The organism is Parageobacillus sp. NEAU-HV-2 (assembly GCF_059115485.1).
Genome location: NZ_JBXUJJ010000007.1, coordinates 38,921 through 53,796 on the forward strand (window position 1 = coordinate 38,921; position 14,876 = coordinate 53,796).

Consider the following 14,876-nt stretch of genomic DNA (forward strand, 5'->3'; position numbering starts at 1 on the left):
ATAATGGGGATGCAGTTTAGTGTCTTAGCAAGCGGCAGCACAGGAAATGCATTTTATATAGAAACAGAGCGGCAGCGGCTCCTTGTTGACGCAGGTTTAAGCGGCAAACAATTAGAACAATTATTTGCGCAAATCGACCGCCAGCTGCAGGACATCACCGCTGTGTTAGTCACCCATGAACATAGCGATCATATTAAGGGGTTGGGCGTGATTGCCCGCAAGTACCGCTTGCCTATTTATGCGAACGAAAAAACGTGGAAAGCAATGGAGGGAATGATTGGCGAAATCCCCACCGAGCAAAAGTTTATTTTTCCATCAGGAAAAGTGCAGTCGTTTAGCGACTTGGATGTGGAATCGTTTGGTGTATCGCATGATGCAGCCGAACCGATGTTTTACGTATTCCATCATGAAGGAAAAAAGCTGGCGCTAATGACAGATACCGGGTATGTCAGTGACCGGATGAAAGGGACGATTGAAAATGCCGATGTCTTTATTTTTGAAAGCAACCATGATGTCGAAATGCTACGGATGGGAAAATATCCGTGGAATGTCAAACGCCGCATTTTAAGCGATGTCGGGCATATTTCGAACGAAGAGGCAGGGCTGGCGTTAGCTGATGTCATTGGCGACCGTACAAAGCGAATTTATTTGGCCCATCTAAGTCAAGATAATAATATAAAAGAATTAGCGCGGATGACAGTAGCACAAGTGTTGGCAAATAAAGGGCTAGAGGCCGGCGGTCAGTTTGATTTATATGATACCGATCCGAAAAAAGCAACGGCGCTAGTGTATGTATGACTTTCGCTTTGTCGAAAATAGATAAACGTGCTTATAATGGATTTTTCTGCTTGTTCATGATTATAATGAGGAATGGACAGCCTATCGGAAAGGGTTGATACGCATGGGATACTATGATGACCATTATGAGCAGTACCGTCAAATTCAAAAAAGGAGACGTGGAGGCTGGTTTGTTTCTGCGTTAGTGGGCGCTATGTTAGGGGCGTTTTTAGTAGTGATCTCTATTCCGGCTCTTTCACGGTGGGACGTGCTTCCTTATGATATTGCCCCAAAAGAAAGTGGGCAAGCGCCAAATAAGGAAACAGCCAAAACACCTTCTGTACAGCAAAACGTTTCTGTTGATGTGACAAGCGGAGTAACGAAGGCGATTGATAAAGTGTCAGACGCTGTCGTTGGCATTGTCAATATTCAAGAAGCGAGTTTTTGGTCGCAGGAGGGCGAAGCTGGTGTCGGCTCGGGCGTCATTTATAAAAAGGAAAATGACAAGGCATTTATCGTCACTAACCATCACGTTGTAGAGAATGCTAGCCAATTGGAAGTAAGCTTAAAGGACGGAACAAGGGTGCCGGCAAAATTGCTCGGAAGCGACGTGTTAATGGATTTAGCGGTACTGGAAATCGATGCGGAGCATGTGAAAAAAGTGGCGGAGTTCGGCAATTCTGATACCTTGAAACCCGGGGAACCGGTCATTGCGATTGGCAACCCGCTCGGCTTGCAATTTGCCGGTTCAGTGACCCAAGGAATTATTTCAGGAACAAATCGGACGGTGGAAGTTGATTTGGATCAAGATGGCGCACCTGATTGGAATGCCGAAGTATTGCAAACAGATGCAGCGATTAACCCAGGCAACAGCGGCGGCGCTTTAGTCAATGTCGAAGGGCAGGTTATTGGCATCAACTCAATGAAAATTGCCCAAGAGTCAGTCGAAGGCATCGGCTTTGCCATTCCAATCAATACAGCGATTCCGATCATTTCCGATTTGGAAAAGTACGGGCAGGTGCGTCGGCCATATATGGGGGTAGAGCTTCGTTCCTTAAGCGACATTTCTTCATATCATTTACAAGCAACGCTGCACTTGCCGAAACATGTCACGGAAGGGGCGGCGGTCATTCAAGTCGTGCCGATGTCGCCAGCGGCACAAGCGGGATTACAGCAGTTTGATGTTATCGTTGCCCTAGATGACTATAAAATTCGTAATGTATTAGACTTACGTAAATATTTGTATACGAAAAAATCGATTGGCGATGAAATGAAAGTCACGTTCTATCGTGACGGGGAAAAACGTACGGTGACGATGAAGCTGGCGAAAGAATCTTTTTAATTTAGAAATGAAAAGGAGCGGATCACGCTCCTTCTTCTTTTTCCACAACTGGATAAAAGGAGTGAGACCGATGTTTCTTTGCTGTGAAGAACATGTGGATATGGCTATTGATATGTATGTGGATGAAACGGAGCAAGCGCCAAATGTTTCATTGATCGGTGTGGATAACTCCAGTCAATCGTGTGATTTTTGCAAAAATAAGGCTGTATATATAGTGGGGAACTAATGTTTTTACACAATATGTGGATAGACTCTGTGTATATGTGGATAAGTGTTGTTGATAACATGTTTGCAAGGTGGGGATGATCTGTGCATATTTATGTTGTTGCTGTTGGTAAGTTGAAAGAAAAATATTTAGTACAAGGAGTGAATGAATATACAAAACGGCTATCGGCTTATGCGAAAATCGACCTTATTGAAGTCCCGGATGAGAAAGCGCCGGAACATTTAAGCGGGCAGGAAGCCGAGCAAATCAAGCAGAAAGAAGGAGAACGGATTTTAGCAAAAATTCCTGGTGACGCCTATGTCATTGCCTTGGTGATAGAAGGGAAAATGAAGTCATCGGAACAGTTTGCCGCCGATTTAGACAAGCTGGCCACTTACGGAAAAAGCAAAGTGGCATTTGTAATCGGCGGCTCGCTAGGCTTAAGCAAACAAGTAATGCAGCGCGCCGACGAAGCGTTATCGTTTTCCAAAATGACGTTCCCGCACCAGCTGATGCGCCTTATTCTCCTTGAACAAATTTATCGGGCGTTTCGGATTAATAGAGGGGAGCCGTATCATAAATAGGGAATGGGGTTGCACAATAAGAGGAGCCGTATGTTACGCGGCTCCTCCGTATTTTACCGATACTCTGTTTTTCCCGAGGTTTTTTGATTGAAGCAGTAATTGATCAGCGTATACATATGCTTTCTCTATGGATACATGACCGCCGGTTTGAAAGAAATATAAACCAAAAGAAGAAGTATAGGAGATGAGTCTCTCTTCAGACTCGTATTCCACAGATACGACACTGTCGCGAATCGCCTGCAAAATCGTTTCTACAAGCTGAACGCTTTCTTCAAAAGTCCGGTTGCGCAGGAACATCGTAAATTCTTCTCCGCCGCTGCGGAATAAGAAATCATCTTTATCTAGAAATCGTTGCAATGTTGAGGCAAAATGCCGGATTACTTGATCGCCGACGGCATGATTATATGTATCGTTAATTTTTTTAAAATTGTCGATATCGGCGACGACGACGCTCATCCATTCATTTGTTTGATTTAATTCAGCTATTTTTTTATCCATAAACGCGCGGTTATGGACATCGGTGAGAAAATCGGTATAGGCCATTTTTTCAAATTGGTCGCGCTCGATTTTATGCTGGATGCTTTGCGATTTTAAGAAAAACGAGCGGCTGACGAAATAATTGAGCAAAAACAAGCTGATAAGCATGTCCCATCGTTTTTCTTCCAAGAAAATCAATAGCAGGCCGTTTGTTAATGAAACTTTCCCCATGTCAAACAAGCTTCTTGTTTTAATAAAGTCAATTGCCTCTTGCCATGTTTTTATATCGCCGACGGCATGGAATACAGTAATAAGACCAATGTCCGTCAACAAGGAAACGATAACGATCAGCAAAAACAAAAGCAGCCAAAAACCAAACGGGATGCGGTTGAACAAAGGATAAAGAAGGTGATATAAGTAGAACGCAAGGGAATTAAACGTCACAAAAGAGCCAATATTGTATATCGTATGCAGCCATTCGTCAGGTTCGGCCGTTTTTAGCCATTTTTTTGTAACGTGTTCGGTCAGGCGAAACAATGCCTCAAACATAAACAATCCAAGCGGACCGGCAAAAATTGCGAACGATAAGCTGTAATTGATGCCGTAATCGACAGGAATGTTGCTTTTTGTTTTATCGACGACGCGCAAATGGGAATAAAGGCTGGAAAAAAACCAGTATAAAAACAGCGCTGTAAAATATGTACCATTGGCGGTAAAGGGATGGGAATACAGAGCGATGGCAACGGCAGTAAAGAAGATAGCAAAAATGATTTTTCTTGCCCGCAATAGCATCATCTATTTCTCTCCTACAATATAAATCGTTATAAAAAAAATATTCTGATTTAAAAGATAATTAATTTTAAAATAAGTAGAACAATTTTTTATTAAAATTATATCTCTATTTGTTCGTTTATTAAATACCTATAGTTAGAAAATTTTTCTATTTAATTTAATACCCAAATAGTGGAATCAGAACATAAAATGATTGACAGGACAAGCTAAAAGGTGTTAGCATGGAATCCAATAACCAATAGCGATTTTAAATTTTAGATATTAGACACATAAAATTGCACGCTTGGTTAAGAAGGGTATGGTTCTTCGTTAAGTTAAGCACTTTGATGAACGCGATGATCCATGGGGAGGGTTTCTTCATCGCTGCTTATCAAACGGGGAATTATTTGAAAGGAGCTATTGAATGAAAGAATTTCATACGTTCGGTTGGTATGCGGCAAAAATTTCCCCGTATTTGCCGAAGAAGGCGTTTCAACCTGTTCAGTCCCGTCTTTTTGGAGGTTTGGCTTATTTATTGTTGACCATCGGTGGCATCCTCGCTGTTTCTCTTTTGCATCTTCATCCGATATGGAATCTCCTCATTTCTGTTGTGCTAGGCTTCAGTTTCGCGTCATTAGGATTTTTAGGACATGAAATTTTGCATGGCACGGTCGTGCGAAAACCGTGGTTGCGCGATGTTCTAGGCGCGATTGCGTTTTGGCCGCTATGCACAGGGCCAAAGCTATGGCGAAAATGGCATAATGCGACTCATCATGTGCACACACAGGATGAAGAAATGGATCCTGACGCATGGCCAAGTTTAGAGAAATTAGCCAAAAGCCGCTTATTGCGCTGGGTATATAAAATTCCGTTTCCGATTCGCGCGTTTTTCGCTTTTAGTTCCTTATCGGTGATGTTTACACTTCATTCTATCAGGATGTTGGTGTATTTCTTCAAAGATTTTCGGCCGAAAAATCAGAGCGTCATCTTGCTTCAGTTTTGCCTGCCATGGGCTACGTGGATTGGGCTATTGTTGATCATTGGCTGGGAACGTTGGTTTTTCGCCTTTTTGTTGCCATTGTTCATCGCTAATTTTATCGTGATGAGCTATATTTCTACTAATCATCGTTTAAATCCGTTAGTTCCGGTGAATGATCCATTAGCGAACAGCCTTTCGGTGACCGTGCCGAAGTGGGTCGATGTGCTTCACTTTCACTTTTCCTATCATACGGAACATCATCTCTTTCCAGCGATGAGCTCGAAATATTATCCATTAGTGAAGGAGCATATTAAACGAATGTGGCCGGAGAGGTATCATGAAATGCCGATGAGTAAAGCATTGGCCGCGCTTTGGAAAACGCCGAGAGTCTATTATCAGCAAAATGAACTGATTGAGCCGCGGCAAGGCCATGTTTACGGTGTGCTAGGAAATGGATTGGATCCTGACAATATTACGTATCGAAACGTTGAGGTAGTGCCGTTTTCCAGCTTGGAAAAGAAACCGATGACCATGAAAAAAGCGGCAGAGAAAGGCGAAAAATAACAAAAAAGGATTCTTCATCATGAGAGTGATGAAGAATCCTTTTTGTTCACTGTTATTTTCGACGCATCGCTTGAACGATGACATCATGAATATGCGTATTTTCATACACGCCTGTTAGTTTGTCAGCTCCTGGTCCCATCGCGGTTAGCGGAACGTCGACACCTGTATGACCGGTTGTCGTCCAATCGATGGTAAACGTTTGTTCAGAATGAGCAACAGGGAACGGCCCATCTTCGGAGGAAATTGTTTTTCCATCTCCTGACTCATCTGTATCATTGGCGGTTTCAATTGCTAATCCGCCGCATTCATGGTCTGCAAGAACGATTACGAGTGTATCAGGATGTTTCTTCGCATATTCTTTTCCGATGGCGACAGCTTTATCAAATTGTTGACCAGCTTTGAGCATGAGAGAAGCATTATTTTCATGACTCATTTCATCGATGGCTTCTTCTTCAACGAGGAGGAAAAATCCTTTTTTATTTTTGGAGAGAATGTCAATCGCTTTTTTCGTCATCTCAGGTAGCGATACGACAGGATTGTACACATCCCCCTCTCCTTCAGGACGTTGCTGGAACATTTCTTCGTTGGCAAAAAGACCAAGGAGCTTATTCGAGTGAGCTTGTCTTAATTCGTCAGCGTTGCTTACGTATGTATAACCTAGTTGTTTTGCCTTCTCGACAAGGTTTCCTTGCGTCCCTTTGCTTGCCTCGCTTGGATCCTCACTAGGGTGGTCAGGGTGTTTCCCTGGATTTTCGGACGGATACCAGTAATCTTCACCGCCACCTAAAATGACATCTACTTTGCTGTTTTCGAGATATTGTTTGGCAATATCGCTTTGGGATGAACGATTGGCTACATGGGCGGCGAATGCTGCCGGAGTAGCGTCCGTCACTTGGCTTGTTGTGACAAGCCCTGTCGATTTCCCTGCTTCCTTCGCTTGTTCGAGAATGGTTTGGACCGGTTTTCCATTCACGTCGACCCCAATGGCGCCATTATACGATTTTACCCCTGTCGCAATCGCGGTCGCGGCAGCTGCGGAGTCAGTTATAAATGATTTTTTGTCGGCGGAATTCGTATGGACGATTCCGGAATAAGGCATATCATCCATTTCCAGCTCCCCGTTTACTCCTTTTGTTGCCAAGCGGATTGCGTCACGATGGGCAGCCCCCATTCCATCCCCGACAAATACGATAACATTTTTTGCTTTTCCTTGAGTAGAAGATGATTGTGGAGAATGTTCGTTATTGAAAAAAGCGGATGCGGTGATAGCTCCGTACGTTGTTATTGTTAATGCTGCACCTAAGGTGAGTCCTGTCAGCCATCGTTTGGTTTGGACCATATTTGACACTCCCTTTTCTTATTTTTACAATCATTATGATAAAAAAGAAAATTGAAGAGATTATTAATAAGATGTAATTATTGTGAAAATGTTGGAGAAGGAGGGAGAAGCGTTGTATCCATTTACGAAGGAGTTATCGTTGAACGGACGATGAAGATTTTAGGGGGAAATACGAATGTGATGGATCGAGAAGGTGACATTATTGGCTCTGGCGATAAAGAGAGAATCAGTCATGTTCATGAGGGGGCATTGTTCGTATTAAAGGAGGAGCTGTTATGGATATTCAAGTAAGCGCATTAGGAGCAATCGTAGCATTAATCATTGCCATTGTATTGATTTTACGAAAAGTTTCCCCCGCCTACGGGATGATTGCCGGAGCTTTCATTGGTGGGATTGTTGGCGGAGTTAATGTGACGGATACGGTCAACGTCATGATGGAAGGTGCAAAAGGAATGGTTCCCGCCGTCTTGCGCATTTTGGCCGCCGGGGTGCTGGCGGGAGTCTTAATGGAATCAGGGGCGGCGGCATCGATCGCCAAAACGATTGTCGGCAAACTTGGCGAAACGCAAGCCTTGCTTGCGCTTTCTGTAGCGACGATGTTGCTGACGGCGGTTGGCGTGTTTGTCGATGTCGCGGTCATTACTGTCGCGCCGATTGCCTTGGCGATTGCCAGACGGGCGAATATCACGAAAACGTCGATTTTATTAGCAATGATTGGCGGCGGAAAGGCGGGAAACATTATGTCGCCAAATCCAAACGCCATCGCCGCGGCGGATGTGTTTCATATTCCATTAACGTCGTTGATGGCGGCAGGGATTATTCCCGCGGCATTTGGCCTTACCGTTACGTACATAATAGCCAAAAAACTTGCCCGGACAGGAACGCCTGTCGATGAAGGATGGGAAGGGAAAAGTGATGGATCGGTGCCGCCATTTTTCACGGCCATTATCGCTCCGCTTGCTACCATCTTATTGCTTGCGTTGCGGCCGCTGTTTCATATTGCGATTGATCCGATGATCGCTCTTCCTGTTGGCGGCATCGTTGGGGCGCTGGTGATGAAAAAAGGGGCCCATTTAAATACATTCATGATGTCGGGATTAGCGAAAATGTCCGGCGTTGCCATTATGTTGGTCGGAACGGGGACATTGGCAGGGATTGTCGCGAATTCTTCACTAAAAGATGTGATTGTCCATGGATTGGATCATTTCGGCCTGCCTGCTTATGTGCTGGCGCCGATCTCTGGAATTTTTATGTCCGGAGCGACCGCTTCGACGACTGCCGGAACCGCTGTCGCGAGCAGCGTCTTCGGTGCGACAATTATGAGTTTAGGCATTTCCGCATTAGCCGGAGCCGCCATGATTCATGCCGGAGCGACGGTGCTTGATCATTTGCCGCATGGCAGCTTCTTTCACGCGACGGCGGGCAGCGTCCATATGGAGATAAAGGAACGGTTGAAATTAATTCCGTATGAGTCGCTGATCGGCTTGACGCTTACCGTCATCTCGACGCTTATTTTTGGTGTCTTTCGCTTGTTTTCATGATCACAATAGGGGGAGAGAAGATGAAAATCGTTATTGCGCCAGATTCGTTTAAAGAAAGTCTGTCCGCACTCGAAGTAGCGAATGCAGTGGAAAAAGGTTTCCGCGAAGTATTTCCAGAGGCGGAATATGTGAAAGTGCCGATGGCAGACGGTGGAGAAGGAACCGTCCAGTCGCTCGTTGACGCGACAGGCGGACGCATCGTCGAAACGGAAGTGACCGGACCGCTTGGGGAGCGCGTGTCGGCCTTTTTCGGCATGCTTGGCGACGGGAAGACGGCAGCGATTGAAATGGCGGCCGCTTCCGGCCTGCACCTTGTCCCGCGGGACAAGCGCAACCCGCTCGTGACGACAACAAGAGGAACGGGTGAATTAATCCTTGCCGCTCTTGACGAAGGCGCTGAGCATATTATTATCGGCATCGGCGGGAGCGCGACCAATGACGGCGGAGCCGGCATGGTGCAAGCACTTGGCGGCCGTCTTTTAGACCATCGCGGTCAGGAAATCGGTTCGGGAGGCGGCAGCTTGTCCGAACTGGCTGACATTGATCTTTCCGGGCTGGACGCGAGGCTGAAGCACGTCAAAATTGAGGTGGCTTGCGATGTCGACAATCCGCTGACAGGGCCAAACGGGGCTTCGGCGATTTTCGGTCCGCAAAAAGGGGCGTCACCGGAAATGGTCGCGGTGCTCGATCAAAATTTGCAGCACTATGCCGCTGTCATTGAACAGGCGTTAGGGAAACAAGTGAAAGACATCCCTGGCGCCGGGGCGGCGGGCGGTTTAGGCGCGGGGCTGCTTGCCTTTCTGAACGCAGATTTAAAGCGCGGAGTTGACATTGTATTGGAAACGGTAAAATTTTCTGAGCAAATTCAAGGCGCTGCGCTTGTGATTACTGGAGAGGGGCGCATCGATGGACAGACGATCTTTGGAAAAACGCCCGTCGGTGTCGCCAAAGCGGCCAAGCGGTACCATATACCGGTCATTGCCCTTGCCGGCTCCGTGTCCGATGACAGCGATGTTGTGCTAAACCACGGCATTGACGCGCTTTACAGCATTGTCCCGGGAATTATTTCACTGGAAAAAGCTATTGAAAACGCAGAATATTATATTACAAAAGTGGCACGAAACATTGCTGCGGCATGCAAAATTGGAAAAAATATGGGGTGAGAAGTCCCTTCCATTTAAGGGACTTTTTTTTAATTTAAAATTTAATATTAAAAGAAAATTAAAAATATTTTATAATATCAATGTTATTAGATGAATAGATATAGGGGGGATTGAAGTGGAGAAATTTGTAGAGTGGTTAAACGGGATTATTTGGAGCCCGGCATTAGTTGTTCTTTGTTTAGCAACAGGTCTCTTTTATTCATTGCTTACTCGCTTTTTACAAGTGAGGCACATGAAAGAAATGATCAAGCAAATGTTCCAGGGCAAAAGCTCAGAGGCAGGAATTTCCTCTTTCCAAGCGCTGTCGCTTGCATTGTCCGGACGGGTAGGGACAGGGAATATCGCCGGTGTCGCAACGGCGATTGCATTTGGAGGGCCTGGAGCCGTCTTTTGGATGTGGCTCATCGCGTTTATAGGGGCAGGCTCCGCGTTTGTCGAAGCGGCGCTTGCGCAAGTGTATAAAACGAAACAAGATGGCCAGTTTCGCGGTGGTCCAGCCTATTACATTGAAAAAGGCTTGAATATGAAATGGTATGCAGTCTTATTTGCGGTTGTGACGGTGCTGGCGACCGGCGTACTGCTTCCAGGCGTGCAGGCCAACAGCATTGCCGAAGGGATTAAAAATGCTTTTGGGGTCAGCCCGACGGTTACGGGAATTGGCATTGTTATTCTTTTAGGTGTTATCATTTTTGGCGGCGTCAAACGGATTGCACGTGCAGCTGAATGGATTGTCCCGTTTATGGCGCTAGGGTATATTTTAATGGCCTTATTTATCGTTTTTGCCAATATTTCTGAACTGCCGCGTGTACTTGGTTTAATTTTCCGCAGCGCCTTTGGCATGGACGCAGCGTTTGGCGGCATTCTTGGCGCGGCGATTTCCTGGGGTGTGAAACGCGGCATTTATTCCAATGAAGCGGGACAAGGGACGGCGCCGCATGCGGCCGCAGCAGCTGAAGTGTCGCATCCGGCGAAACAAGGCTTAGTTCAAGCATTTTCCGTCTACGTCGATACATGGTTTGTATGTTCGGCGACGGCATTCATGATTTTGATCACTGGCATGTATAATGTCACGCCGGAAGGAAAAGCGCCAATTGTGCAAAAACTTGGGGATGTGGAGCCAGGGCCTATTTTTACGCAAAAAGCGGTGGAAACGGTATTTCCAGGCTTTGGCGCGCCGTTTGTCGCGATTGCTTTATTCTTCTTTGCGTTTACGACGATTATGGCCTACTACTATATGGCAGAAACGAACATCGCGTATATGGCCCGCCTATTGAAGTTAAATAAGGCAAACTGGCTTCAATTTGCATTAAAAATTGCGATGTTAGCAGTTGTATTTTACGGATGCGTGAAAACGGCGAAACTTGCTTGGACGCTGGGCGATATCGGTGTCGGAAGCATGGCTTGGCTCAATTTGATTGCGATTCTTTTATTGACGAAACCAGCGTTAAAAGTTCTGAAGGACTATGAACAACAGAAAAAAGCCGGAAAAGATCCGGTCTTTGATCCAGTAAAACTAGGTATTACGGGTGCTGACTTTTGGGAAAAAGAATATCCAACCTCTCACGCAAAAGCAGTAAACGAAGATTAATATAAAGGGAGCTGTCTATACGCAGACAGCTCCTTTTTATATTATGCACGCGGCCATGAGGCGATCGCTTCCAATGTTCCTTTAATGGTAAAGCGGCCAAATTGATGCGGCAAAATAAAATGATCTCCTTTTTTCAATATGTAAGAACGTTCTCTGGATACGAGCTCCCCTTGTCCGGCAAGGACGCTGACGATCAAGAAATGTCGGGTTTGCTCGAATTCGGCAGTCCCGTCCACTTCCCACTTTTGTACGCCAAAGTAGTTGCTTTCGATAAAGGTGGTAACGACAGTGCTGCCCATTTGTGTGACGCGCGGGTGAACGGCGGCATCGCGATGCGGGACGGTCATGACGTCAAGCGCTTTCTCTAAATGGAGTTCACGTTTCTTCCCGTTGGCGTCGACGCGGTCATAGTCGTAGACGCGATAGGTCGTGTCCGAGCTTTGCTGTGTCTCGAGGACGAGCGTCCCTTCGCAAAGGGCGTGCATTGTGCCGCTCGGGACATAGAAAAAGTCGCCGGGCTTAATCGGAACTTTGCGAAGCAACTTGTCCCACTGTCCTTGTTCCATCATTTCCTTCAATTCTTCTTTCGTCTTTGCATGGTGCCCATAAACAAGCTCTGCACCTTGTTTGCAGTCGATAATATACCAGCATTCCGTTTTTCCGAGTTCGCCATTTTCATGCTGTTGCGCGTATGCGTCATCGGGATGCACTTGCACCGATAAATCGGCGTTCGCATCTAAAATTTTCGTCAACAATGGAAAGCGGTCCGATGGAAAGTGGCCAAATAAGTCGCGGCGCTCTTCCCACAATTGGCCAAGCGTCATTCCTTGAAATGGCCCGTTTTTAATCACGGTTTGACCATTTGGATGGGCAGATACAGCCCAGCATTCGCCTGTATGCGGCGACGGAATCGAATAACCGAATCGTTCCGCTAGCTTTGTACCGCCCCAAATGCGTTCTTGGAAAATAGGAGTGAGAAAAATTGGCTCGATTTGCATGGGAATCCCCCCTTTTATAGAGTTATACATGATTGCCATAACTTTATTATAATTATACATTATACTTGTTCGAATAATTGCATGATTTCTTCTTTGGTTTTTGCTTGTAAAAGATGTTCGCGAAATTCATCATCCATAAGTTTTCGAGATAAGAATTGGAGAATTTTTAAATGCTCGTTACTTGCTTGTTCTTCTGGTACAGCGATCATAAAAATGAGCTGAGCTTTTTCGCCGTCTAAGCTGTCCCAGTCTACACCGCTACGTTTTACCCCGAAGGCAACACATGTTTGTTTTACAGCATGACTTTTTCCATGAGGAATCGCAATACCAAATCCGATGCCTGTGCTTCCTTCCATTTCGCGATGATACAGCGATTGTTTATACGCTTCTTTGTCGTATAAGGCGCCAGAACGATCGATCATGGTAGCCATTTCTTCCATAATCTCATCTTTCGTTTCCCCTTTCAGTTGTAGCTCAATCAATTCCATAGTCATTAATTCTGTTAATTTCATTTTCGATTTCTCCCCTTTTTCTTGATTTGAAGCAATTGATAAATTCATCTGCTGTTTTGCAGACAGATAGCTGTTTTAGCATTTGTTCGTCTTCGGAAAGAAGAGCTATTTCTTGAAACAGTTTTTTTATTTGCCTGTTATCGTTGAGACGGTGGGCAATCATCAACACAAATTTTACCTGCTCACCATCCCAATCAATTGGTGAAGATAAACGAGCCACGGCAATAACGGATTGATTAATCCATTGAATTTGACCATGTGGAATAGCGATTCCTCCACCGATATATGTTGAGGAAAGTGTTTCACGCTCTTTGGCGCTTTGTCCATATAGTGGTTTTACATATCCTCGTTTGCAAAGTTCATTTGCTATATAGTCAATGGCTTCAAAGCGATTGGAAACTGATATATCAAGAAAAATACATGAAGGGTTCATTAGTTGTCTCAACATTTCATAACGGCTTGGCTGAGACGCACGTTCTATCCATTGTTCTATCATGTCAAGTTCTTGTTTTGGCAGCAGTGGGCTTACCGTGATCACAGGAATTTTTCGATGTTCTAATGGAACAGTACTGATAAGCACATCTGGCTGTGTCGTAGCAACGATTTCATTGAGTTTCGCGATAGATGCAACAGCAGCAATCTCCAATTTTGGAAAGGCAGCGGATATCTTTGCTTCGATGAGCCGGGATGTTCCCGAACCAGTGGCACAAACAATAACTGCTCTTATTTTTTCATTCTTGTGCTGTATCCGTTCCAAAGCCGCTTGAATGTGAAGAACAATATAGGCGACCTCATCCTCGGGAATTGGAACATTTATTTTTTTCTCGACTTTTGGGATCAGTGACAACACGATTTCAAACGGATAGCGATACATTTGTTTGATATCTTTTAATAAAGGATTTTTTACGGCTAACCCGTTCCGCAGTCGATTGAGTGTAGAATGAACATGAATCGTAAGTCCGATTAATAACTCTTTATCTTCACGTAAACGTTCATCGGTATGCAAAGAAATATCATGAATAAGCTCTTTTACGATTTGCAATGCTTCGTTGTCCATTTTTGTTAACAGTTGCTCGATATCTTTTTTTTCATTTGTCTGATCATATCGCAATCTTGCGCCAAGCAGATGCAACGTGATATATCCAATTTCTTCGTCAGGGATTTTTACAGCAATCCATTGTTCGATTTGTTTTGCCAATTGTTCGGCAAGCCGATACTCTGGTTTTGTTTGCAACTCTTGCAATTGATTGGTATTGATATCAATACGATGGCCCATTTTGATCCGTTTGATTGCGATAGCGATATGCACTGTTAAACTGATCACAGATTGATCGGTAAGAGGAAACTCAAGCCATTCATCCATTTTTCGTACTTCTTTTTCGATCAAGGCAAGCTCGTATGGCTTCAATACGTCTTCGATTAATTTTAGTTGCTTGGCGTCGAATATATAATAAGAATGGTCTACAAGAAGTTCTACTAATCGCGATAAGGCGGTACGCCATGCCTGTTCGGTTCCTTCTACTTTTATGCCGAGGTGAGGTTTCCGAATAAGTACGAGGCCGAACGATTGCAACCATTGTTCGATTTCTTCTAAATCATGTTGAATAGCTGGTTTACTAATATAAAATCGTTCGGCGAGCTGTTGCATTGTTATCGGTTTGTCTTCTGTGAGAAGTATTTTTATTAATTGAAGTTTTCGATAATCTTGGGAAGAATTTGTTTCTTCAAGCCGGGCCAAATCATGAAGAAGCTTTTGCTTTTCCGTCTCCTTCCCTTTAATAATGACTCCAACACTTGGTTTTCGTTCTATAACAATATTTGGGTATTTCTCGGAAAGAAATTCATCGAGTGCTTTTAAATCATTACGAATCGTTTTTTCCGAACAAACTAGTTGACTTGCCAACGTTGCAACCGAAGTATACGTATGAGCAGCTAATAACTGCTTTAATAATTGTTTATGACGGGAAAGCATCAATGCTCACCTCCTTTTTTCAATAGATAGAAAGTAAGAATCTTTGCTTATAGCAAAGATTCTG

At 44.6% G+C, this 14,876-nt stretch carries 14 protein-coding genes; 9 read left to right on the forward strand and 5 right to left on the reverse strand.

Annotated features, from left to right (window positions below; genetic code table 11):
- Positions 1–3: 3 nt before the first annotated feature.
- The 4 genes from AC1WMD_RS12210 (at position 4) to rlmH (ending at position 2,908) form a co-directional block, all read left to right on the forward strand.
- Positions 4–798: an MBL fold metallo-hydrolase gene (locus tag AC1WMD_RS12210; RefSeq protein ID WP_494257408.1), complete on the forward strand. Its 795-nt coding sequence runs from the start codon at positions 4–6 to the stop codon at positions 796–798.
- Between the two features lie 103 nt (positions 799–901).
- Positions 902–2,119: a S1C family serine protease gene (locus tag AC1WMD_RS12215; protein ID WP_494257409.1), complete on the forward strand. Its 1,218-nt coding sequence runs from the start codon at positions 902–904 to the stop codon at positions 2,117–2,119.
- Positions 2,120–2,189: 70 nt separating this feature from the next.
- Entirely contained in the window at positions 2,190–2,345 is a 156-nt protein-coding gene (locus AC1WMD_RS12220) for a CxxH/CxxC protein (protein WP_494257411.1), read from the forward strand.
- 83 nt (positions 2,346–2,428) lie between these two features.
- Positions 2,429–2,908: a 23S rRNA (pseudouridine(1915)-N(3))-methyltransferase RlmH gene (gene rlmH, locus AC1WMD_RS12225; protein ID WP_494257412.1), complete on the forward strand. Its 480-nt coding sequence runs from the start codon at positions 2,429–2,431 to the stop codon at positions 2,906–2,908.
- A gap of 33 nt (positions 2,909–2,941) precedes the next feature.
- Here the strand turns inward: rlmH and AC1WMD_RS12230 are convergent, their stop codons facing one another.
- Positions 2,942–4,177, reverse strand: coding sequence for a GGDEF domain-containing protein (locus AC1WMD_RS12230; RefSeq protein ID WP_494257535.1), 1,236 nt, complete (start codon positions 4,175–4,177; stop codon positions 2,942–2,944).
- A 403-nt stretch (positions 4,178–4,580) separates the two neighbouring features.
- On the opposite strand from AC1WMD_RS12230, the gene desB reads away from it, so the two are divergent.
- Entirely contained in the window at positions 4,581–5,699 is a 1,119-nt protein-coding gene (gene desB, locus AC1WMD_RS12235; protein ID WP_494257413.1) for a Delta(10) desaturase DesB, read from the forward strand.
- Between the two features lie 52 nt (positions 5,700–5,751).
- Here the strand turns inward: desB and AC1WMD_RS12240 are convergent, their stop codons facing one another.
- Complete coding sequence (locus tag AC1WMD_RS12240; protein WP_494257415.1) at positions 5,752–7,038, reverse strand: alkaline phosphatase; 1,287 nt, start codon at positions 7,036–7,038, stop codon at positions 5,752–5,754.
- A 180-nt stretch (positions 7,039–7,218) separates the two neighbouring features.
- On the opposite strand from AC1WMD_RS12240, the gene AC1WMD_RS12245 reads away from it, so the two are divergent.
- The 4 genes from AC1WMD_RS12245 (at position 7,219) to AC1WMD_RS12260 (ending at position 11,330) form a co-directional block, all read left to right on the forward strand.
- On the forward strand, positions 7,219–7,329 hold the full coding sequence (locus tag AC1WMD_RS12245; protein ID WP_313770009.1) for a sugar diacid recognition domain-containing protein: 111 nt from the start codon (positions 7,219–7,221) through the stop codon (positions 7,327–7,329).
- Entirely contained in the window at positions 7,314–8,579 is a 1,266-nt protein-coding gene (locus tag AC1WMD_RS12250) for a GntP family permease (RefSeq protein WP_494257417.1), read from the forward strand. Before AC1WMD_RS12245 ends, AC1WMD_RS12250 begins: the two co-directional genes overlap by 16 nt.
- Positions 8,580–8,599: 20 nt before the next feature.
- Positions 8,600–9,742 (forward strand): glycerate kinase, encoded by a 1,143-nt coding sequence (locus AC1WMD_RS12255; RefSeq protein ID WP_043906353.1) that lies wholly within the window; start codon positions 8,600–8,602, stop codon positions 9,740–9,742.
- Positions 9,743–9,857: 115 nt separating this feature from the next.
- Positions 9,858–11,330 carry an alanine/glycine:cation symporter family protein gene (locus AC1WMD_RS12260; RefSeq protein WP_043906352.1) on the forward strand — a complete coding sequence of 491 codons (1,473 nt, stop codon included), beginning with the start codon at positions 9,858–9,860 and terminating at the stop codon, positions 11,328–11,330.
- A gap of 41 nt (positions 11,331–11,371) precedes the next feature.
- Here the strand turns inward: AC1WMD_RS12260 and manA are convergent, their stop codons facing one another.
- The 3 genes from manA to AC1WMD_RS12275 are packed head-to-tail and all read right to left on the reverse strand — an operon-like array spanning position 11,372 to position 14,812.
- A complete protein-coding gene (gene manA, locus AC1WMD_RS12265) occupies positions 11,372–12,328 on the reverse strand; it encodes a mannose-6-phosphate isomerase, class I (protein ID WP_494257418.1) in 957 nt (318 codons plus the stop codon).
- Positions 12,329–12,387: 59 nt separating this feature from the next.
- Entirely contained in the window at positions 12,388–12,840 is a 453-nt protein-coding gene (locus tag AC1WMD_RS12270; protein WP_017436987.1) for a PTS sugar transporter subunit IIA, read from the reverse strand.
- Positions 12,803–14,812, reverse strand: coding sequence for a BglG family transcription antiterminator (locus tag AC1WMD_RS12275; RefSeq protein WP_494257419.1), 2,010 nt, complete (start codon positions 14,810–14,812; stop codon positions 12,803–12,805). Before AC1WMD_RS12275 ends, AC1WMD_RS12270 begins: the two co-directional genes overlap by 38 nt.
- Positions 14,813–14,876: the final 64 nt, after the last annotated feature.

What these genes read in the sequence shown, in the direction of transcription:
- AC1WMD_RS12210 (WP_494257408.1), top strand. Translation starts at nt 4, where the DNA reads ATGGGGATGCAGTTTAGTGTCTTAGCAAGCGGCAGCACAGGAAATGCA.
- AC1WMD_RS12215 (WP_494257409.1), top strand. Translation starts at nt 902, where the DNA reads ATGGGATACTATGATGACCATTATGAGCAGTACCGTCAAATTCAAAAA.
- AC1WMD_RS12220 (WP_494257411.1), top strand. Translation starts at nt 2,190, where the DNA reads ATGTTTCTTTGCTGTGAAGAACATGTGGATATGGCTATTGATATGTAT.
- AC1WMD_RS12230 (WP_494257535.1), bottom strand. Translation starts at nt 4,177, where the DNA reads ATGCTATTGCGGGCAAGAAAAATCATTTTTGCTATCTTCTTTACTGCC.
- desB (WP_494257413.1), top strand. Translation starts at nt 4,581, where the DNA reads ATGAAAGAATTTCATACGTTCGGTTGGTATGCGGCAAAAATTTCCCCG.
- AC1WMD_RS12240 (WP_494257415.1), bottom strand. Translation starts at nt 7,038, where the DNA reads ATGGTCCAAACCAAACGATGGCTGACAGGACTCACCTTAGGTGCAGCA.
- AC1WMD_RS12245 (WP_313770009.1), top strand. Translation starts at nt 7,219, where the DNA reads ATGGATCGAGAAGGTGACATTATTGGCTCTGGCGATAAAGAGAGAATC.
- AC1WMD_RS12250 (WP_494257417.1), top strand. Translation starts at nt 7,314, where the DNA reads ATGGATATTCAAGTAAGCGCATTAGGAGCAATCGTAGCATTAATCATT.
- AC1WMD_RS12255 (WP_043906353.1), top strand. Translation starts at nt 8,600, where the DNA reads ATGAAAATCGTTATTGCGCCAGATTCGTTTAAAGAAAGTCTGTCCGCA.
- manA (WP_494257418.1), bottom strand. Translation starts at nt 12,328, where the DNA reads ATGCAAATCGAGCCAATTTTTCTCACTCCTATTTTCCAAGAACGCATT.
- AC1WMD_RS12270 (WP_017436987.1), bottom strand. Translation starts at nt 12,840, where the DNA reads ATGAAATTAACAGAATTAATGACTATGGAATTGATTGAGCTACAACTG.
- AC1WMD_RS12275 (WP_494257419.1), bottom strand. Translation starts at nt 14,812, where the DNA reads ATGCTTTCCCGTCATAAACAATTATTAAAGCAGTTATTAGCTGCTCAT.